At 46.3% G+C, this 21806-nt stretch carries 15 protein-coding genes; 3 read left to right on the top strand and 12 right to left on the bottom strand.

Translation table 11 applies throughout. From position 1 onward, the window contains the following. Positions 1-99: 99 nt before the first annotated feature. Complete coding sequence (locus H6F98_RS30280) at positions 100-831, bottom strand: hypothetical protein (protein ID WP_192222452.1); 732 nt, start codon at positions 829-831, stop codon at positions 100-102. Here H6F98_RS30280 and H6F98_RS30275 point away from each other — a divergent pair. Continuing rightward, positions 815-1138 (top strand): hypothetical protein, encoded by a 324-nt coding sequence (locus H6F98_RS30275; RefSeq protein ID WP_192222451.1) that lies wholly within the window; start codon positions 815-817, stop codon positions 1136-1138. The genes H6F98_RS30280 and H6F98_RS30275 overlap by 17 nt on opposite strands. Positions 1139-1146: 8 nt before the next feature. On the opposite strand, the gene H6F98_RS30270 is transcribed toward H6F98_RS30275, so the two are convergent. From H6F98_RS30270 to H6F98_RS30260, 3 genes are all read right to left on the bottom strand, one after another. Further along, positions 1147-3465 (bottom strand): amylo-alpha-1,6-glucosidase, encoded by a 2319-nt coding sequence (locus H6F98_RS30270; RefSeq protein WP_192222450.1) that lies wholly within the window; start codon positions 3463-3465, stop codon positions 1147-1149. 431 nt (positions 3466-3896) lie between these two features. Next, the gene (locus H6F98_RS30265; protein WP_192222449.1) at positions 3897-4931 is read right to left on the bottom strand and encodes a glycosyltransferase family 4 protein; all 1035 of its coding nucleotides are present in this window, start codon (positions 4929-4931) and stop codon (positions 3897-3899) included. Positions 4932-5178: 247 nt separating this feature from the next. Beyond that, on the bottom strand, positions 5179-6645 hold the full coding sequence (locus H6F98_RS30260; RefSeq protein WP_192222459.1) for an MFS transporter: 1467 nt from the start codon (positions 6643-6645) through the stop codon (positions 5179-5181). A gap of 151 nt (positions 6646-6796) precedes the next feature. Between H6F98_RS30260 and H6F98_RS30255 the strand changes: the two genes are divergently transcribed. Next, positions 6797-7318: a phosphoribosyltransferase gene (locus H6F98_RS30255; protein WP_192222448.1), complete on the top strand. Its 522-nt coding sequence runs from the start codon at positions 6797-6799 to the stop codon at positions 7316-7318. A gap of 25 nt (positions 7319-7343) precedes the next feature. Here the strand turns inward: H6F98_RS30255 and H6F98_RS30250 are convergent, their stop codons facing one another. From H6F98_RS30250 to H6F98_RS30215, 8 genes are all read right to left on the bottom strand, one after another. Next, positions 7344-9446: a serine/threonine-protein kinase gene (locus H6F98_RS30250; RefSeq protein WP_192222447.1), complete on the bottom strand. Its 2103-nt coding sequence runs from the start codon at positions 9444-9446 to the stop codon at positions 7344-7346. 568 nt (positions 9447-10014) lie between these two features. Next, positions 10015-10431, bottom strand: coding sequence for a hypothetical protein (locus H6F98_RS30245; RefSeq protein WP_192222446.1), 417 nt, complete (start codon positions 10429-10431; stop codon positions 10015-10017). A gap of 26 nt (positions 10432-10457) precedes the next feature. Next, a complete protein-coding gene (locus tag H6F98_RS30240; RefSeq protein ID WP_192222445.1) occupies positions 10458-11996 on the bottom strand; it encodes a hypothetical protein in 1539 nt (512 codons plus the stop codon). Positions 11997-12108: 112 nt separating this feature from the next. Beyond that, entirely contained in the window at positions 12109-12342 is a 234-nt protein-coding gene (locus H6F98_RS30235) for a hypothetical protein (protein ID WP_192222444.1), read from the bottom strand. 17 nt (positions 12343-12359) lie between these two features. Further along, complete coding sequence (locus tag H6F98_RS30230; RefSeq protein WP_192222443.1) at positions 12360-13385, bottom strand: catalase family protein; 1026 nt, start codon at positions 13383-13385, stop codon at positions 12360-12362. Positions 13386-13673: 288 nt separating this feature from the next. After that, on the bottom strand, positions 13674-15146 hold the full coding sequence (locus H6F98_RS30225; RefSeq protein ID WP_192222442.1) for an SGNH/GDSL hydrolase family protein: 1473 nt from the start codon (positions 15144-15146) through the stop codon (positions 13674-13676). Positions 15147-15425: 279 nt separating this feature from the next. Beyond that, positions 15426-16382, bottom strand: a complete 957-nt coding sequence (locus H6F98_RS30220; RefSeq protein WP_192222441.1) for a peptidoglycan-binding protein — start codon at positions 16380-16382, stop codon at positions 15426-15428. A gap of 131 nt (positions 16383-16513) precedes the next feature. Beyond that, on the bottom strand, positions 16514-17425 hold the full coding sequence (locus H6F98_RS30215; RefSeq protein WP_199349116.1) for a peptidoglycan-binding protein: 912 nt from the start codon (positions 17423-17425) through the stop codon (positions 16514-16516). A gap of 485 nt (positions 17426-17910) precedes the next feature. On the opposite strand from H6F98_RS30215, the gene H6F98_RS30210 reads away from it, so the two are divergent. Next, positions 17911-21576, top strand: a complete 3666-nt coding sequence (locus tag H6F98_RS30210) for an NB-ARC domain-containing protein (RefSeq protein WP_192222440.1) — start codon at positions 17911-17913, stop codon at positions 21574-21576. The last annotated feature ends 230 nt before the right edge of the window (positions 21577-21806 follow it).

Genomic DNA, 21806 nt, shown 5'->3' with positions numbered 1-21806 from the left:
AATACCTATTGTATTTCCACGCAAAATTAAGGTTTGAGCCATCTGGTAGTAGGTAATCTTAGACCGGGAATGGAGTAAGTCAGCACCATTCCACTTAAATCATCGAAGCTGAACCGCACTGCCAACTTTTGCTACGGGAGAACGATTCGCATCAGCCGACAACTGTAGAATTCGCGCATCGAGCTTTTGCGCCACATCACCAATTGCTGCCGTTGGTTGTCCACCAGTGGTAGGGTACATCACTGCTGTAAACGCCCCCACATTATTGCGGCGAAACGCAGCAAAATCTACACGTAGCGGTTGACCTTGCATCTCCATCGCCATTGTTAATCCAGTTGAAGCATTGGCTAGGTTATTGAGTTCTGGAAGCGCTTTATATTCAGTTACCTTCAGCCCCCCAAAGTCTTTTAACTTTTCCTGCAACTGGCTTAGCATCATTTGCTGGACTTCTGGATTCTGTTGCTGTTGCAGATTAGCATCGAAACCCGCCTGTTCCGACTGATTCGGGAGTTTACCCGTAAATCCCAAAACGATTTGGAAGTTTTGCTGATTGACAAAAGCAAAGAAGTTTTCGGGTTGTAGGCTATTTTGTCCTAGTTGTTGCCTGAGAACATCCAACCGAGAGGCAATCATAGTCGCCACCTCTGGAGGCAGTTCGGTAAATCCAGGCGGTAAATCTTCGAGAGTCAAGGCTGCCTGTGGCGTGGCTTGTTGTTCAGCCGCAATTGGGGAAATAATTTGGGAGGTGGTCGGCTGTTGCTGCGAAACAGTTGGTGCTGTTGGTGTCGCAGCTTGGGCAGGAACCCCAGCCAAAATGACACTCGTTAACACAGATAAGCTCAAGGATAGTCTTTTTGGCATTTCAGTTCAGGAGCAAACTTTACTTTGTCGTGGGCTATTCGCTCATCGTACTATCGTCACTTTCCAAGTGAGTACATCAGCGAACACCAGCAAAAATTTTCGTCTAGCTAAACATGATGTGCAATATTCATCTCTTGTTCCCCAACTGAGTACAGGTCACTCTAAAAGGGGTTCGGAATTCACAGTGGCAACAACTACAGGTAATCGCTTACCTAGGGGACGCATTCCGAACCCCATCAATGACGAGTGGTACTTAGAACATACGAGTAAATTCTAGGTAACAACTTAAGCTTCAATCACAACCCGAAGATTTCCCCGCTTCTTAGCAACACGGCAAGCCGTCGTATTACCCGAACGCTCGAATTCCAAATCCAGTAGAGTTGGACCGACTCTCAAATTGTGCAGCGACAAACTATTAATCGACGCTGGCAAAGCTGGGTCAATAATCCGCAAACAGTTATTCCGAGCATCCGGTACCAAATTCACCATCATTTGCAACAACTGGAAGATGCTACCAGTTGCCCAAGCTTGGGGAGAACAGGCGACAGGATACTTCACAGGAGCATTATCTGGAGTACGCTCATAGCCACAGAAGAGTTCTGGAGGACGCAGGTAGGGCTGTTGTAAGGTCATATCAAACAACCCCTGCGAGAGTTCCAGAGCCTGATCGATCAGCCCAAGCGATCGCAATCCCAACGCAATTAGCGAATTATCATGAGGCCAAACAGAACCCACATGATACCCCATCGGATTGTACGCAGGTGACAAGCTACTGAGGGTACGAACCCCCCAGCCATTAAACATATCCGGCGCACGTAAGCGTTCCGCCACGCTGTAAGCTTTTTCGGGTGAGAGGATACCAAGATTAAGACAGTGACCAGGGTTAGAGGTAATACTGTCTACCGGATTCCCATCCCCATCCAGCGCCAAGGCACAGAAATCCTCTTCTTCCATCCAGAAATCTTGGTTGAATCGGCGCTTGAGGTCTTTTGCCTCATCTTGCCATCGATCTGCCAAATCAAGCCGCTTCTTCAGTCGGGCAATTTCACTTAGACGGATTTTGGCAGCATAGACATAAGCTTGCACTTCGCATAATGCGATCGCACCCGATGCCAACTGCCCCTTGCGATTGACAATACAATCTCCGGAGTCCTTCCATCCCTGATTTGCTAAGCCTCGCTTTGAGTGACGCTCGTAACTGAGGTAGCCTGTCTTGCTACAGCTACGGTCGATCCACTCCATTGCGCGTTGGGCACTATTCCACAGACGCTCCAAAGTGTCAGTGTCGTGCGTCCAAGCGTAGTATTCAGCGTAGAGCATCAACCACAGGGGTGTAGCATCAACGGTGCCGTAGTAAGGAGTATGAGGAATTTCTTGGCAACGTGCCATTTCACCCATCCGTAACTCGTGCAAAATCTTGCCGGGTTGCTCATCGCGCCACTCGTCCTCATTCTTGCCTTGGTAATCAGCCAAGATTGTTAGAGTTTCACGGGCAATTGTTGGATCGAGCATCATAATCTGCGACGCGGCAATAATTGAGTCCCGCCCGAACAAGGTGGAAAACCAAGGGACTCCTGCTGAGAGTACCTTTCCTTTGCCAAAGGACTGCCGTAGTAGATAAACATCCTGCTCAGCACGCTCGATTACTCGATTAAATGTATTTTTATCTGAGCGAATCTGTGTTACCTGTTGACGCCATTCTTGGTGTTCTAACAACTCAGCGGCTTTTGCCTGTATTAGGGTTACTGGCGCACTGACACTAGAAGTCGGGCGATTATTCGTCAGCATCTGAAGCCGATAGCCTAGTGTTTGCTTCTCGTGAGTATCTAACTCCAGTTGCCAAACCGCCGTGTAACCCGTCAAGTAGTCAGGGAGGCGATGAACAAACTCAATGCGAGATTCCATCACAGCGCCATCTAAGCCTTTGTAAGCGAGCGACAACTCAGATGCGATCGCCTTTAAGTAAGACTCTTCTCCAGACTCCTCTTGCCCCTTGTGTAAACCGCGTAAAAGCTGTCCTTTATGTTTGCGACCATAACCCCGAACTACAAACAAGTCCACAAAATCCGCATCAAAGCTCAAACTGAGCTGAAAGCGAATCGGACTGGTGCTGTAGTTAGAAACGGTGATTTCTTCAAACAATGACCCATTTAGGACAAGTTCTCGATGAATCCCAACCGTGTCAGCTCTTAGGGGAGCAAAATCAAAAACAGATGAATCGTTTAGTTCCTCATCTGGCTCTAATTTATCCCCTCCCTCTAATCGTGAGCCTCCGTCCATGCTGGGATTGGTACACAGAACAGACAGCGCAAATCCTTTGTCAGCCGTGCTGCTAAGCAACACTGGCGAATGTCCGTTAATTTGTAACTCCAAGCGGCTGAGAAACCGTGTATCGCAGCAGAATAGCCCCATGCTAGCGTTCGTGTCATCTCCTAAACACCCAGCAATATTGCCAAGCGTATCGGTGACCAGAAACAAGTCATTATCTTTAACTGTGAGCGTTGGCTGAGGACGCTCACTCAGAACACAAGGCCATTCCGGGATAGGAAGTTGGTCAGCGGGGACAAATGTTTTACCATCTAAATTCAACGTATCCGTCGTCATACCAAATTTTCCAGTCAAAGGTAGAGTGGTCTGATGCTATGGCTTTGTTGCACCGTTATCGGTTGTCAACGTTAAGAGTGCGACAACACTTACACCTTGTTCATTGAGACGAAAGCGCTTTTAACAAACACTTTAAAGATACGTCCTTGACAAGGCAGACATTTTTTCATCCAGAAATGTTGAGACAGTTTCCCGACGCCGATGCCGCTACGCAGGTGAAGATATGGTGGAGACATTCAGCAATAGTAGATGCCCACGAAAAGACTCGCCAGTTGACAATTGCCTACAGGCACCGAGGGAGTTGTCTTTTCACTGGTACGATATTTTCGTCCAGACTTACTCTGTTACAAATGTAATCGAATTAGCAAGACTGGCTGAGCAAAGATAAGGTCTGTGACGAGACTTAATATTTGTACACAAATGGCTTCCCCCTAAGCATTTGCACCCAGAACCATTTTGTAAGCCCGTTCATACTCATTGACCATTGACTTGACGCTAAAGCGGTGTGAAACGTAGTTTCGACAAGCGTTTCTGTCTAATTTCATCGCCTCTGGAACGGCTTGGATGATTTCTTCCAAGGTGTGGCAGATGTACCCCGTCTTACCATGAGCAATCACTTCCGGAACTGAACCTAACGCCATACCAACTACGGGTGTCCCCATCGCCATTGATTCAATCATCACCAAACCGAACGGTTCACGCCAAGTGATTGGAAACAGGGTAACTGTTGCCCCTCCAAGCAGATTCGCTTTCTCTTCGTGAGAAACTTCACCCAAATACTGAATTTGTTCGCCATCAATCAGTGGTTTTAGCTTCTGGTGATAGTACTCTCGGTCTACTGGGTCAACCTTACCTGCCATTCTCAGAGGTAAGCCACTAGCACGAGCAATTTTAATCGCTTCTTCTGGTCCTTTTTCCGGTGAAAGGCGTCCGACAAAAGCAAGATAAGTAGGTTTATCTGGTTCTGCTTGAAAAGGATAGACCTCTAGATCAATGCCGTTGTAGACCGTGTGAATGTAATTTAAGCCAAGCCTAGGTTCCCGCTGAGCTTCACTGATACTGATATAGGGTTGCCATGCAAATTGCCGGAACATTTTCTCATTATCAGGGGTGAAAATGCCATGCATTGTGTGTACTGTAGGGGTTTTTACAAAGCCACAATAAGGCAAAGCAGCATAACCAACATGGGAGTGAATAATATCGAAATGATGTGCTTGGTGATAGATTTGCGCTAGACTCATTTGCTCATAAAGTCCAGGCTCTTTAATCTCTTCATCTAATCTCAGCGCCCGTTCATGAACTGACTTTAAGTGAGCGGTTGTGATGGAGTCACCAGAGGCAAATAAGGTCACTTCATGACCCCGTTGAACTAATTCTTCTGTCAACAAACTGACAATTAACTCAGTTCCACCGTAACGGAAAGGAGGTACACGTTCCCAAAGGGGAGCAATCTGAGCAATCCTCATAGACATCCAAAAGCAGTAGTAATGGAAAGGCAGTCAAAATCATACCATTCGTTTACTTAGACGGCGTTTGAGGAACCGGAAGATGAACTCAGCAAACTAGCGCAGTGTGGCGGAAATAACTATCCAGTTGGACATTGGTTAAAAAGCTTATCTTACAAGCAATATTCATAAAAGCCTTCTGCCTCCTGCCTTGTGCATAAGAGCCTTCTTGCACTAGCAACTCCTCAATCTCAGGTTTTGCAAGGTGCTATTCTTCGCTTCCTAGCCCTAACTTGCGTTCCCTAAGCTTCAAGAGAATTTCAGCATGAACTTCACGAGTGAGGGGATAGAAGTAGGCGAGAACTAGACCACAAAGTAAGAAAAGCGTAGGTAGTGGCCCAACAACTAGGCGGATAGCGAGCAGTGCAGAACTCGGTTGCTCTGGTACGGGTTGCCCCGCTTCAGATTGGATTAATCCTGCCATATCAAGGGCTTGTCCAACTACGAACAGACCAAGCGCTAAGCCGACTTTTTGTAGTAATACCATAAATGCATAAAAAATCCCTTCACGCCTTTGTCCAGTGTTCAATTCATCCAACTCAATGACATCCGGTAACATTGACCAAGGCACTAGATAAGCCGTAGCGATGCCAAAGCCGGCCAAGACGAACAGCACATACATCAGAGCCACTTGATCTCGTGGCAAAAAGAACAGTCCACCTTGAGCCAAAATCCATAAGCTCATGCCCATAAAGTAAACCGCTCGTTTCCCAACGCGCCGACTCACAGCATTCCAAACAAACAGCATAACTAGTGCAACCCCTTGAACAACCAAGGCGGCAACGAAGTAAGAATCTTGGCGCATCCAGTTGATTAGAAAGTAAGGAATAATCGCAGCCGTTAACTGGAACGCTAACCAGGAAAATAGATAGATACCGATGACGTAGATAAACGGTCGATTACTAAAGGCAATTTTTAACTGCTCAAAAAATGGTATTGATTCAACTGAATTAACGGCTTGCTGGCTGTCCTCGACTACAGACGGCTCTCCTGCGGTTGGGTCAGTGGTTCCCCAAATACACCAGTACATCGGCAGCACAGAGAGAACTGTACAGATCAGTGCCAAAACTAGATATTGTTGTCTGCCGTCGGGAATGATTTGAAAAATCACTTGACCGAGGGCAAGAGAAAGAAGACTACCCCCAATGGAGAAAGCAAAGCGAAAACTAGTCAGGCTTGTGCGTTCGTTATAGTCTGGGGTTAACTCTGCTGTTAGGGCGGTGTAGGGGAGATTGACACCAGTAAACGCCATGTTGAATAAAATACTGACAATCACGTAGTACCAGAACAATGCCCATTGGTTCGCCTCTGGGTTACTACTAAACGAGGGTACAATCCACTGAAGAAAGAAGAAGACACCAAAGGGGATAGCAGAGAAAATCATCCACGAATGACGCCGCCCCCAGCGAGAACGAGTGCGATCGCTTAATACCCCCACGATTGGATCATTCACGGCATCCCAAACCTTACCGATTAACAAAACTGTCCCTGCCAATCCGGGGCTAAGTCCAGCAACATCCGTGAGGAATATCAGTAAGGAAAAGGCTAAGAGAGTAGCGGTAATTCCAGCGCCCATATCTCCCGCACCATAAGCCAGTTTGGTGCTAAGACTCAGTTTTTTTGATGGAGGGGTCGCGAGGGGAACAGAAGGGTCAGGAGGGGAAATCTCACTCATCGCAGCTTCTTTATCTTTAGGAGTAACGAGAACATAAAATCGCACAACGCTAACATAACCTCTGGCAGTGGTTCTACTCCAATCAGAGGAATATAAGTTAAGCGTTGTAATATTTTGTTTACTCTCATTGACGCTTTTCTGGACGCTCCTTATGCCCGACCTTTACATTTCTTGGTCAGAATACCATCAAAAAATCGAACAGCTAGCTGCCAAAATCTATCAGACTGGCTGGGATTTCAATCAGATTGTCTGCATTGCTAAGGGAGGGTTGCGAGTTGGCGACATCCTCTGCCGACTATACCGCAAGCCGCTAGCCATTCTCTCAGCGTCTTCTTATGTTGGGCCAGAGAACCGGGTTCGAGGCTCAATCACGTTCTCTCGCCACCTGGCAATGACTACTGAACACTTAGGCGGTCGTGTGCTACTGGTTGATGATTTAGTTGATTCAGGAATTAGTCTCCAAGAGTCGGTTCGTTGGTTAGAGCGCAATTATAGTAATGAAATTGAAGAGATTCGCACAGGTGTCCTCTGGTACAAAGATTGCTCAGTGATTACTCCTGATTACTACGTCGATTATTTACCGGATGATCCCTGGATTCATCAGCCATTTGAACGTTATGAGCAAATGAGTCCCGCTGAATTGGCACAAAATTATCTCGTTGGGGAAGTGTGAAATACAATTAGCCGAACAAGTTCACTTACTCAGGTGAACCTTGTGGTAAAGGTTCAGATGGTGCCGAATTTTCAACGGTGAGGTCAAGTTGGTAATCAATGGGTGCAGTACCATCGTTAACGACAACAAACTCGTAAAAACCGGATTCTGGCAGTTGTCCTGACCAAGTGCGATCGCCTGAATCTTCTAGTAGTTTTGTTTTGCCAGTGGGACTGTAGAGCGAGAACAAGGCTTTCTCTCCAGTAGTAAGATTCGCCTCCATAACCTGACCCTCTGAGAGACTAGCAATAAACGCTTTCCCTTCTCCTGGTTTTAAGTTACCACTGACTTGTGTACCAGAAGCTCCTGGGTCAAAGACAATGCGCTTAAAGGCAGCACCCGATTTCACAGCATCGAGGGTATCAGCAACAGTGGCTTGCCACACCTGACCAATGGGAAGCTTGAGAAAATCCTTGCCCCGTTGGTCAGGGAACGCTCGCAAGAACTTGGCATCAGCGAGGTCATAAAGAGTACGGCTACCAATGTGCAGTTGATTGGCTTCAGCTTTCCAGCGATCGCGATCCGCTTCTGTATAGCCTCCTAACTGTAGCCGTACCCCTGGACTCAGTTCATATCGCTCTAACTGCCCTAATAAATTAGCCGCGATCGCATCCCACTGGGATCGCAACTGAGCATCTTCTGGTTCTGTACCCAATACCCGTCCCCGTTCTTCCGGGTTCTGTGTCCAAAACTCCTCATTCACTAAATCTGCATAGAACTCATAACGAATGCCAAGCGCCGTGCGACGCTGCTGCAATACTTCCTTACGCCGTTGTTCGTCGGGGGAAAGATCTGTCGTGGGTTCTGGTTCAGCGTCGTCCGGTGAGACAACAGGACTATTCGTTGTTGGTTGTAGCTGACTATCATCTGGTTGCGTCTGGGAGTGTATCCACCAATTACCAGCGCCCCAGCCAACACCACCAGCAATTGCGATCGCAACAAACACGAGCGAAACTTTCCCTAACCAGCCTGAAGATGGATTAGCGCTTGAACTGGGCACTGGTGTCTCAACCGTTGCGGGAGAACCCTGTTGATTCCAAGGGGCTGGGGCAGGAGCAAAGGCTACAGTGGCTTGTGTTTGCGGTACTGGTGGGGGCTGAGTCGGTGGGTAGGCAACAGGAGGTGATGGTAGCGGTGCATTCAGTGCTTGCAGCACTTGAGCCGCCGTTTGAAAGCGATCGCCGGGTCGCGATTGCAGCATTCGATCTAGTACACTCCCAAGAGTCGGGCTAAGGTTGACCTCGTGCCGCCAATCCCACGTTAATGTCTGGGGATTAATTAACTGCTGGGGTTCCTTGAGTGTGAGCAACACCAACACGGTTGCGGCAAGGGCATACAAATCACTGTGGGGAGAAACGACTCCTGCTTGCATCTGCTCATGAGGCGCATAGCCAACTTTACCTAAGCGAGTCGCAATTGCAGGCGTTCCACCAGCCCCTTGTAAGCCCAAAAACTGCGAGGCAACGGTTGCTGCTACTTGCTTGACACCACCAAAGTCAATTAATACTGGCAGCCCATCCGTACTTCGCAAAATCAGATTATCGGGAGAGATATCACGATGAATTACCCCTAGCGAGTGGATGTACTCCAAAACGGGCAGAAGTTGGAGCATTAGCTGCATCACCTCAGCTTCATTAAACCTTAGTCCCTGACGCCTCCGAGCATCAATTAAGGCGTAGTAGGTTTGACCAACAACATAGTCCTGTACCAAAAATAAGAGTCCTTTGTCCCCTTGCTTGAAGCGGAACAACTCTCGAAATTTGGGGATTTGCGGGTGTTGTAGCTTGTAGAGAACACCTGCTTCCCGCTCAAAAAGTTCTGCGGCTTTTTGCAAGCCATAGGTACCTTGCACTTGCGGGGCAAACTCCTTTAGAACACAAGGTTCATTGAAGCGATTGAGGTCTTCTGCAATATAAGTGCGTCCAAAGCCGCCGTGTCCCAACTCCCGAACAATGCGGTAGCGATCGCCTAACATCATTCCAGGTGAGATACCTTGGAAAACACTATTGGACAACTGTTCGCCACACTGGACGCAAAAGCGACTACCAGAGGGATTTTCGTGTCCTTTGCTGCAAAAGTGGGACTTCATGTACTTAGAGTCTGCTACACGGATGAGCGCGAAGGATGTTCAACTAGACAGCGATTCATCCCAATGAAGGACTTACGCAAATCCACTCTTGAAACACCATTTGTAGGGGCGCACAGCTGTGCGCCCCTACCAGATATGGCGCTTGTGCATAAGTCCTACCAATGAAGGAAAAAAAGTGGCATCAGTTGAACAAGCCATGTGGCGATTGTACCCTTTGATTTTAAGTGATTGATTTGAGCCACAGTGACTTGTTACCGGAACTGATATAGCCCAAAGCCGTCAGCTTGTCGCATATCAGCTTCTTTGTTTTCCTTGTTTTCCTTGTTCTGTCTAGCTTCCACATACCTCCTGCTGTAGCTCATCTCGAAGAGAAAACCGCCATATCACATTTGGCGATTTCGTGGTTGTTACTTGCGATCACGGATTAGCAAATTCGCCGTAAGCCCCATGTTCCTCGACTTAGCCCCCTAGAACACGATCGCTAATTGCCTTAAGCAATATGAAGCGGCGATTCTCTAGTTGAAAATAAGCAGGGGAAGCAAAGGAGAGATTTAAGAGCAGCAACAATCTACCAGGTACGAGACACTGAATTGGTTCTAACCTCTTCTACCTGGCGGTTGACATCATTGAGAAAGACTTGGGTTTCCTCTATTAAGCCACTCAGGCGTTGACACTCTGGGTTAACACAAACCTCATTATTACCTGGATTTCTCGCATACCGTCGCGGACCCACAGGTTCAGGCGCAGCAGCATTACAGCAATTTTCAGAGGCTCTTTCTAGTGCTTGGTCAAGGCGCCGGGCATTGTTGAGAATCTCTGGATCAAGTTTGCCATCACCCTCAAATATAGGTGCAGTATTATTCCAGACATTGGTTCCTGTAATATCGGAGTTGTTAGGAGGCTGAGCGCTGACAGGAACTGCAATTAACCCACTGCTAATGAGTGATGTACTAATGACCAAACCGATTAATTTTCTTGTATGCATAACTCTCTCACTACCACGCTTATTACTTAAAACTTGAAAGCAAAACCAGTGCCTAAGACAAATCGAGGGCCATCTCCCGCACCAGCAAGATCGCGCACGGCAGGAGTAATGACGAGAGGGATGTTTTTAAAGGGTGCGATCGAAACCCCCACTCCTAAATCTTGCCCACTCCATTCAGCAATTACACTCACGGGTTCAGCTACACGAACAGCGACGTTGCCGAAAACGTTGATACCGTCACCATCAGCGACATCATCTTCAGGTTGGAACTGTCCTGTGCCGACACCTGCTGTAATCGCTACTCGGCTAAAGGGCAAGTTGATGTTGTCTCGTGTCCGGATGACTTTGGAAACGACTCCATAGATCGAGTCTTCAAAGTCATTGTCATCGCCAATGTTTAAAAAGCCATTCCACCCAGCAGCGACAGCGAAATCATTGGGCAACTGACGATGCACTTTGACATTGAAGCCGCCACTACCAAAGTCGCGGTTTGAGCCAAAACTTGCGATCGCATAAGATAGCTCAACACCCACGGCTTCCCCTGCATCCCCTAAACCAATTCCTACACCCAAAGCCCCATCAGCAACATCACTGTATCGGGTTCGATTTTGATAGGTAGCGCTGATAAATCCAGTATTGTTATCAGCACCAAACGCTGTTGGAATGACGATACTCAGTGCTGGTGAAGCGCGGAAGTCTCCCTCAAGTTCTAGGTTTTCCAACTCACCTAACTGATTCCGTAGCTCGTCTACTTCCACACAAGGTTCTCTATTTCTGGGTATAGCTTGTGCGAGAAGTGTTTCATTCTTAACACAGGGTTTAGCCGTTGTTGATGTTCCTTGTGCTACAAGTTTTTCGGTTACTTGAGGATTGGTTGTCTCTTGGGAGGCAGATGTGTAGCTGTTTTGGATGCGTGTTGCATTCTGCGTTTGAGACGGAACTTCCAGTAAATCTCGCGCACTGTAGCTCTGTACTTTACCCAGAGTTGCTGAATCTACCTGGGATGCAGACGGTGGCAGTGCTGGAAGCGATCGCTCTTCTGGGGTTGCATTCCGTGCCAGCATCACCTCAGTTTCTGGCACTGCAATCCCAGTGTTTCTTGCTATGGATGTTGGACTAAGAATAGATGGCTCGACAACTTTTGCTGTGTCCCGATCTGCCTGAGCGGTTGGCAACTCTGACGTGCGTGATGATTCCGGTGTAAACTCCTGTACGGCTACAGATTCTGGAGAAGCAATTGCCAAACGCGATCGCTCAAGCCTTGCTTCTTTGGTTTCCGTTTCTTCCTTCGCCGCAGGAGTAACAAGATCACCCGCCTCTTTAGTTCGAGGCTCATCGGTAATGTCTGCATTGGTTATTGCCAATGCGTGATGGCTCAAGTTCTGAGCGCCAAGCGCTGCCAGTGTATAAATTGCAACGTTAGGAACGCGCCGTAGAGATGAAGCTAACCGATTGTCAGATTCCTTAGGCAAATTGCTTTGCTCAGGTTCCGCTTCATTTTTGGTAATCCTATGATTAGGACATAAATCTCGATGATGAAAGTTAGAGACAGACTTAGCTGGCACAAAGAATCTCCCACAAACGTGCTGTCCCTTTATACAGAAATGCGGCTAATTATCAGGACAAACCCAGAATTTAAAACTTGACAATACCTTAACTTTGTGCTTTATCGGAGCTTCACAAACAACCCACTGGGCTGACAAAACTCCAGTTGTTGGAATTGGAGTTGAGTGTGGAACAGGTAGCTGTTGCCTTAGGTCTATCGGTGAAGGATGTGATGTAGGCGACTAAAGAATCAAGGCGTGGAAGTGGGAAAAGCGATCGCTCTGAGTTTGGGATCAGATGCGATCGCACTACCATTCCAGGGAACGAGAAAGCGATCGCGTCTTGGAGGTTCTGGGAGGCGATCACATACTTTAAGAAAGCTTTTACTCAGGGAATAGTTCAAAAAACTCTTTCTCAGTGGGTTCTTTCTTGGAAACTTCGTTCCGTTTGTGACGCAACTCTGAAATCGCTTCGTAAACTTTCTGCCGAGCGCGGTTGATTCCGCCTATTGGCTGATGATTGGGCAGAGAATGCCAAGGAGTATAGGACAGATGCTCACAAAACCTCATCTGTTCATTGGAATCGAAAGACTGAGGTGGAATCTCGATGGTGGCAACCTTATGAAAAGGTGACTTCCACTCGATAGTTGGATCTTCGATTGGCATCTGGTTAGCATCAGTCTGGAACTGAACCAAAAAATCAAAAGAAGCTTTCTTTTTCTGCATCTTCAAATGCTCGACCATCACTTCCCGTAGATAATGCGGAGACTTAGAGGCTGAGCTACTCAACTTGTTTTCAGAAGAGGGTCTTACGGCAAACTTGATTGCTTGTGAACCGAGTTTATATGGAGTCGTACTCCAATATTCAATCTCAAGTGGACTAACAACTTTATGGCTCCGAATCGCTCTGGCAGTCATAAACTCATGCAAGCGCCATTGAAACGGATTGAAGCCGGGAAAGAAAAACTTTAATGGTGGCTTGCCTTGCGACTGTTCAACAGCTTTAAAGAACTCTGCAAAGTCTATAGCGTTCCGAATAAAGAAGACTGGGTGGTTGATCATCACAAAATCCTGCGTCTTCTCTTGATCTTCGTCTTGCAAAAAGACTTTAATAGCCATACCGCGACCATCATCTTTAGTATCAGGCTGTTCAACATCTCCTGAAGCATTTGAGAAGCGAATACAAGCCGTGAAACGCTTACCTGGTTCTTTAAAAACGCCACATCTCATTTCTTCGGGCAAGTTAGCTTCAACAATGAATTCTCCTCTAACACAACCATGATGTTTAGCGTGTTGTCCGCGTGGAACTAGCGGCTGCTTGCCCAGCTGTTCTTTACTAATCCTGACAATTTCATCGATAGCTTTGTCTTCGTCTTGCAGTGGCGCTGCAAAATTTCCTGCTTGTTTCATTGTTTAATCTCCTATAATACGACGAGGCGATCGCGTCTTTGCAACCTGTGGTGTAAACGTTCTGGAAGTGATGCGATCGCACTTGCCGCTTCCCAAAATTAGTAGGAAGCAAGTAGGCTAATCAAAAATGCGATCACTACTTTGCTTGCAAGAAAATTCTTCAGTTAAGGTGGGCAGCGCCCACCTACTGAATTTAGAGAACTTAACAGTGATCACTGATAACTGAGGCAAGCATTGTCAGCACTAACAAGGTGTAACAACGACATAGTTAATAAAACCAGCCGTAGATCACAATGAACGTCCGCCGAAACTCTTAATCAGTTTCGGTAAGGGAGTCCGATGGTAAAGAAAACCGAGAGTGTCATTTAAGTGCGCCAGGTTTGGTGGTGGATCAGTTAAAAGAGTATCGGCAGTAATAATGTCATCCCACCAGTTTGGAGGCTGATTAATAGCAACTCCTGCACCCTGCATAATCTGAAGAAATTCATGGGCAATTAATCCATAACAAATCGGAGTTGGGTGAAAGCCATCTAAACCAATTAACCCACCTCTGAATTTCTTCAGTAGATCGGTTTCATTAGGAAAAAGCCCTAAAAATCGTGTGTCCACCAAGGGTTGCCCGCTGGCAGAAACTCGGCGTTGAGTATTAGGGTTAGCCTGAAGAGCATTGATGAATCCTTGAGCGAAGGGAAATTGTACTTGTCCCCCCTGTCGGCGGAAAGCGAGTTGATCAAGCTTTTCACAAATATCGACAACGTGCCAGCCATATTGTTTGGCGGCAGATCTAATTGACTGGTTGTACGAATCAATTACTGAGTCAATCTTACGAGCCTCTTCACTAACAAGGTAAGGGTACTTGTGGGGTGCTTTGCCAAACTCGTCATCCCAAACCCAAAAGCGCGTGTAAAACTCGTAATAGCCATTGGAGTCAACTGCATCCAGACCTGTTTTTCCTGGAGTTACTCCTCGACTCACTGGTGGAATCGTTACATGAGGAACAGTTGCAATAAATACATTAGTTGCGCCAATGGCATCAATTTGAGGGGCAATTCGATCTAACAACTTTTGAAAATGTTCAGGACGCCAAAGATTGCACGTCCGCTCGTGGGCTAACTTATTTATATCGTCTTCGGTTGACCATCTGATCTTCAGTTCTGTAACAGTACCGAGACAGTTATTTGCACCTAGCCAGAAAATGAGATTCTCAATCCCACCTCCAGTTTGAGCGATCGCTTTAGCGGCTGCAATTTGTGAAAGATTCTCTAATTGGCTGTCAAAGCTAGGATTCAATGTTCGCCGCGCTGCACGATACATTGGAAATTCAGGAATTTGCTTCAAGGCATTATCCGTGGGTTCAGGAATGGCACGGCGACAAATTGCCTCAGTTAAAGTATCGCAGTCACCCAACTGGAAACTGAAAACTGCCAAATTGTGATGAAGAGAACCTGTTGCTGAAGGTTGGTTGCCTTCTCCTCGTTCCCAGTAATCTTCTACCCGATCAAGAAGGCTACGCACACTTAAAGCCGCAGGAATCACTTCATGCCAATTAACTTTAGAGCCATATCTGTCAACAAGTAGTCGCAAGACCTTTTCTATGTTGAGGGGGAAACCGCCTTCACCTGTGAAGTCAGCACTCCGAAAGTTAGTATCACCTAGACACTGAGCAATCATTGCGGGGTAGGAAAACTCTGTTTGATAGATACTCCCGCTTGTAAAACCTTGGGTCAAACTATCACCAATGGCAACAAGTTTAGCTGGCATAGTGTTATTCCTTTTGTCAAATTGATTGTTTAATTTAGAAACGCGCTCATAATTTGAGATTTATGAGGCGATCACATGGATAAATCTTAGGTTTGCCGCAGATACACTTACTTTCTGCTTGAATTCACAACTACCCGGACTCTTTGGAAGCGATCGCACACCTTAACTGTGGATTGGAATGTGCGATCGCTCTTTTGAGTCATGTATTACCCGTGAGCAACTAATGAACCTCTAGTAACAGAATTCTCCAAGTAGGGCAGGCAGCGCCCTCGTTATTAACTAGGCTGGGAACTGCTTTACTAAGTCATCTCCAGGCATGATTGTTGTTACAAACCTGTATTCTTTATTGAGCTGGTAACGCTTGTCCTGCTTGATTAGTTCCATAAACTCTCTGTGTCCTTGCCGTGTACGTCCCACAATACAGCCTGCACCAGCGTAACCAATGTCATTGCGTGGATAATCAAAGCCGTGGTGCTGATTAATTTCAAAGTCGCCTGTATCTAGAAAGTCACCTGTACGAATAAAATCTTTGTTTTTGTCCCGGTAAACAGAGACAGGTGATGTCTGAACAAGGGCTTCATGTGGCTCAGCACCACTACCCCAGTGTGTACCTACTTGCCAAGCCTTATATTGTCCAAAAGCAATCCGAGCCGCGCCAAATTTTATGCCCCTTCCCATTGGGTTGAGAGTGTAAGCCGTACCAGGTTCTGTTGTAGCTTCCCAGTTTTGCCTGAGAATTGGTACTTCATTTGGAATCTCAATCACCATACGGCGGTCGTTAAACTGGTTAGGAGCATCGTTATTCAGGCTACCGTCCGCATTCATTCCCTCGACATATACGATGTTGTACCTTTGCGCTCCTACAGAAACACGGTAATTCATCTTCAACATATATCGGATGATGCGGGCTTCCAGGTTATTTTTGCTGAGATCCACATCTGGTTTAGGTACTTTATCAGGAGATATCTCAATCAATAACTTGGCCGTCACCAGTCCGAGAAACCCCCTTTCCTCAGCCACTGCTGGTTCTGATGACTTCATTACATCCTGAAACTCAACTAGAGCGCCAGAAGAAATTGGACCAAACTTACCGTCAGCAGGTGGATCTAGAAACTTGAGCCAAATGAGAACCTCTTGAATATGTGTGGCTAATTCTTTGTCTGCTGCGATTGCTTCAATGCCATAGTCTACAGTCTGGTTGTTTAGTTTGGCATTGTAAAAAGTTTGTAAACGCATGGCTCTAAATTCCCAAATAGGTAATGTTTACGCTGAAAGCGGAAAGAGTATTCAAAAACCATTAGGTTATTTCTGCTGAGTTTTATCCTTGAAAATAGCCAAGTGATTTTTGGATAGGTTATAAGGACTATTCAAAGGCTGGGTGCTGCTGCAACAGAGGTTGTCAGTGCTGGCTGTGAAGAACCGCTCAACGGTTCCCAACCCGATAGTTTCGCGTGTGCATCCAGCGCCGCCCAAGTTAGTGATCCCACCTCACCATCGTCATTCAGTCCCACACTTCTTTGAAATTGCATGATGATGCGCTCTGTGGTTGAGCCAAAATCGTTATCAACAGTGAGAGGTCCAAATCCACAGCCATTAACTGTATGTTGAGCAACACCAACCCAAAACCCGTTGTCGCCAAAACGAAGGATTGGTCTTTGCCCATTAGTCAGTGGCACTACAGTAGGTTGTAATGGATCGAAGCTAATATGTCCGAGTTGTTCAAGTCGCTTGAGGATAGCAGCAACGCCTACCTGTAAAGAACCTGCATTCGGATTGAAGCGACCGTCTGAGGTGTACTTGCCTTTAATCCAATGATTAGTCTTAGACCAGAGGTATGGTGAACGTCGTGGTGGTGTAGTGTTGCGTCCTGCACCTGTCTGGAAGCCCCAGCCATTGTATCTTTCACAGTACCAGAGGATTTCTTCTGGAGTATCTAAAAAATTCACCTCATCTGTGCGTTTCATTGCCAAAGCATCTGCCGCCGACTCTTCCCAGGTAAAAGGGGGAGTACCTGAAATTGGTCTTCCGGCTGGAACGTTCTTGGTTCTGGCGTTGAGAGAATCGCCATTGTGGAGATGTCCTTTAAAGGACAGTGAAGCCTCAAGGCTATGTATGACAGCAATGACTGGCCACCACACGCCACTTTCACGCTGTGCCTGTTTGTACCTACCCTGGTTGGATATGATTTTGGAAACAACTGCATCAGTAGCGCTTAAATCAGTTATCACAACAGTGCGCCAAAGTTGCTGATAAGTGTCTTTCATTCCTGAAAATCGCATTTATCACTCCTATGAACTAATTGATTGCCTTGTTGAAAGGTTCACCTCATTGAGCAATGAAAATTAAATCTTCAATCACAGAATTTGATTGAGATGAAGCCAGAATAACTACCACCTCCACAGGTCGGCAGTCGGAAAAGGTCAGAAGAATGTCAGAGTTACAGTCATAGAAAAGTCAGATCGTTGTCCGGAGCGAAACTGCAAGCAACTGTAGATAAATGAATGAAGTTACTACTAACGCAGGGTTTCAGCTTTTCACATTTTTCTCCAGGGAGAGTTTGCGTACAGATCTAATGAACCCTGTTTATCCGAGTCGGTTGCATCTAAGAGACGCGAATATTTCAGCCAACCTCTTGTCAAATAGTCTTATTGCATAAATGGCAAAGAAAAGGGTGATAAATACCACAGCTACCTAGCTTTAATTCACTGTTCCAAGATATTTAATAATCATTCCTACAAAGAAATTACGCTTAAGGCTTTAGTAAATGACTGTTGAAGAAGCGCTTTTGATTGTCGAGAGAGTTCTAGACCAAGGACGCTTAAATAAAGTTCAAGAACTCGTATTTCGGCAAGCTTGGGAAGGACAGTCATACGGAGACATTGCTAGAAGCTCTGGTTATGACATGGGCTACATCAAGGACACGGGTTCCAAGCTGTGGCAGATGCTCTCAAAAGCACTTGGGGAGAAGGTTACCAAGATTAATGCCCAGTCAGTTCTGAAACGTTGTGCGCGACAGATTTATGCAACTGCTGCCCTATCTGACACAACGGCTACCAGTCAGGTTAAAACCCCTCAAGCTAGTCAGAGTTGCTTCACTACTTACATCACAACTACTGATAGAGTCACGGCTAATCAGTTTCAAGATTGGGGAGAGGCAATTGATGTCTCAGTTTTCTTTGGGCGGGTAGAAGAACTTAATTGGCTAGAGCAGTGGATTGTTGTTGAACGCTGCCGTCTAGTCATGCTATTGGGGATGGGTGGTATGGGGAAAACTGCTCTATCTGTCAAAATGGCAGAACGAATTCAGGAGCATTTCGATTACGTTATCTGGCGAAGTCTCCGCAACGCGCTACCACTTAAAGAACTCACCGCAGAGTTAATTCAATTCATCTCTAGAGGGCAGGAAACGAATTTACCAGAAACTGTAGATGGGAGAATTTCACGTCTAATGCACTATCTACGCCAAAACCGATGTTTGTTGGTTCTGGATAATGCTGAGTCAATTCTACGAGGGGGTGAGCGTACTACTCTCTACCAAGAAGGATATGAGGAATATGGAGAATTCCTCAGACGGCTGGGAGAAGAACGGCACAATAGTTGTCTAGTATTAACCAGTCGTGAGAAACCGAAAGAACTGGCAGCACAGGAAGGACTAACCTCACCTGTGCGCTCCTTACAACTCACGGGTTTGCCTACAGTAGAAGGACAAAAAATCTTTCAATCTCGGTGGTTCTTCTTAGGGTCAGAATCAGAGTGGGGAGCAGTAATCAAACACTATGCTGGGAATCCCTTAGCCTTGAAAATGGTAGCTCCAGTTATCCGGGACTTATTTGATAGTGATGTTTCTAAGTTCCTAAGCTTATTAGAGCAAGGTACCTTAGTTTTTGATGATATTCGTAATTTACTAGATCGGCAGTTTAACCGCCTATGTTCTTTAGAAAAAGAGGTAATGTACTGGCTAGCCATCAATCGTGAGCCAGTGTCATTTCTAGAACTGCAAGAGGATTTAGTACCAAAAATGTCCTCCAGTGAATTACTAGAAGCGCTGGCTTCTCTGATGAGGCGATCGCTAATCGAAAAAGCTACACTTACGCCAATTGAAAAAACCTCAAACCGCTTCACCCAGCAGCCTGTCGTCATGGAGTACATGACCGAACAGCTTATCAAGCAGGTAGTTCAAGAAATCGTTACTCAAGAACTTACCCTATTCAAGAGCCATGCTTTAATCAAAGCTCAAGCAAAAGACTACATTCGGAATACCCAAACTCGCCTAATTCTCAAACCTGTTGCCAAGCAACTGCTGACGGCTTTTCATAATAAAAGTTGTTTGGAAAAACAGCTAAATCAAATTCTATTAAGACTGCAAGGAAAGCCCGCTCTAGAAACTGGATATGCGGCGGGTAACCTATTCAATCTTATGCAGCAGTTGCAAATCGATTTCAGGGGTCGAGATTTTTCTAAGCTAACGCTTTGGCAAGCTGACCTCAGACATATGAACTTGCATCAAGTCAACTTCCAAAACTCTGATTTAGCTAAGTGTGTTTTTGCTCAAACGTTTAGCAGTATTCTCTCAGTTGCCTTCAGCCCCGATCGCAAACTTATCGCAACAGGTGATGCAGATTGTAAGATTCGCTTGTGGCAAGTTGCAGATAGCAAACCTCTTGTCACCTGCAAGGGACATACTAATTGGGTTCGCTCAGTCGCTTTTAGTCCTGATGGTAAAATCATCGCCAGTGGCAGTGCCGATCATACAGTTAGGCTTTGGGATGCTAGTACGGGTCAATGCTTGAAAACTTTGCAGGGACATACTAGCCGGGTCTGGTCAGTGGCTTGGAGTCCTGACGGTTGCAGGCTTGCTAGCGGCAGTGAAGATCATACAGTCAGGCTTTGGGATGCTAGCACAGGTCAAACCTTAGACACTTTGCAGGGACACACTAGTCGAGTTTGGTCAGTTGCTTTCAGTCCTGATGGTCAATTTCTTTCTAGTGGTGGTGCTGACGGAACTGTGAGGTTGTGGGATTTCAGCACTAGTCAAACCCACAGAATTTTACAAGGACACACGGGTCAAGTCCGGTCAGTCGCCTTCAGTGGCAATGGGCAATTTTTGGCTAGTGGTAGTGAAGATAAAACAATTAAGCTCTGGGATGTCAGCAATGGTCAAGTCTTGAGAACGTTGCAAGGGCATAGCAATGGAGTCCGCTCAATTGCCTTCAGTCCCAACAGTTACCTTATTGCCAGTAGTGATGATGACTATGCTGTCCGACTTTGGGAGCTGAATACGGGTCAATGTTTGAAAACATTACAAGGTCATACCAACCAAGTTTGGTCAGTGGCTTGGAGTCCCGACGGTCATATTCTTGCCAGTGGCAGTAGTGATCAAACTGTTCGGCTCTGGGATGTTTATACGGGTCAAGTTCTAAGAACCTTGCAGGGACATACCAATCGGGTACGGTCAGTTGCCTTTAGTGCTGGCGATCGCATTCTTGCTAGTGGCTATGATGACTCTACCATAAGGCTCTGGCAGGTCAGCACCGATCAGTGCTTAAAGACGTTGCTGGGGCATACTAACCAAGTCTGGTCAGTGACTTGGAGTCCCGACGGTCACACTCTTGCCAGTGGTAGTGCTGATCAAACAGTGAGGCTTTGGCAAGTCAGTACGGGTCAGTGTTGGAGAACCTTGCAAGCCCATACCGATTGGGTCTGGTCAGTTGCTTTCAGTCCTGATGGGCAGCTTCTAGCTAGTGGTAGCGATGACCAAACGGTAAGACTTTGGGATGTCAGTACAGGTCAGTGTTTGAGAACCTTACAAGGACATACCAATTGGGTTTGGTCAGTTGCCTTTAGTCCTGATGGACAATTTCTGGCTAGCGGCAGTAATGACCAAACTGTAAGGCTGTGGGACATTAGCACAGGTCAGGCTTTGAGAACGTTACAGGGACATGCTGATGGAGTTCGTTCTGTTGCCTTTAGTCCTGATGGTAAACTCATTGCTAGCAGCAGTGAAGATCAAACAATAAGGTTGTGGGAAGCTAGCACAGGTCAATGCTTAAGTATATTGCAGGGACATACTAATTGGGTGAGTTCAGTCGCTTTCAGCCCAGATGGATACTCTCTAGTTAGTGCCAGTGCTGACCAAACAATAAGGTTATGGGATGTAGGTAGCGGTCAATGCGACAAAGCTTTGCAAGGTCATAGTGATTGGGTACGAGCGGTTACCATGAGTTCTAATGGTCAAACCTTGGCAAGTGGCAGTGACGATGAAACTATTAAGCTTTGGGATGTCAAGACGGGCAGTGAGCTAAAAACGTTGAGAGCAACTAGATTCTACGAGGGTATGAATATTACTGGCGTTACTGGTTTAACGGCAGTGCAGAAAGCAACGCTGAAATCTCTAGGCGCAGTAGAGTTGGAAGATTTGCTGATTCAGTAAAGGCGAGGCTTTGTTGTTTGTTATTTGTTGTTCGTTAAAGAATACCAATAACTAATAACCAATAACCAATGACACTTTTGGGAGCGATCGCATCTATCAAGTCGCTCAACTTACTGTCTCACCGTTCGGTCATTTGGATGACCCAGTAGCCAAATAAAGAGCCTCAAGTGTAGCCGTACTGGACAATTGGGCTATGGAGAAGATGCAGCAACGACAGACTAAAGGCATGT

This window comes from Microcoleus sp. FACHB-SPT15 (genome assembly GCF_014849525.1).
GTDB lineage: Bacteria > Cyanobacteriota > Cyanobacteriia > Cyanobacteriales > Coleofasciculaceae > Symplocastrum > Symplocastrum torsivum.
The sequence above is the reverse complement of the archived record's forward strand: the minus strand, read 5'-3'. Positions and strand labels throughout refer to the sequence as shown.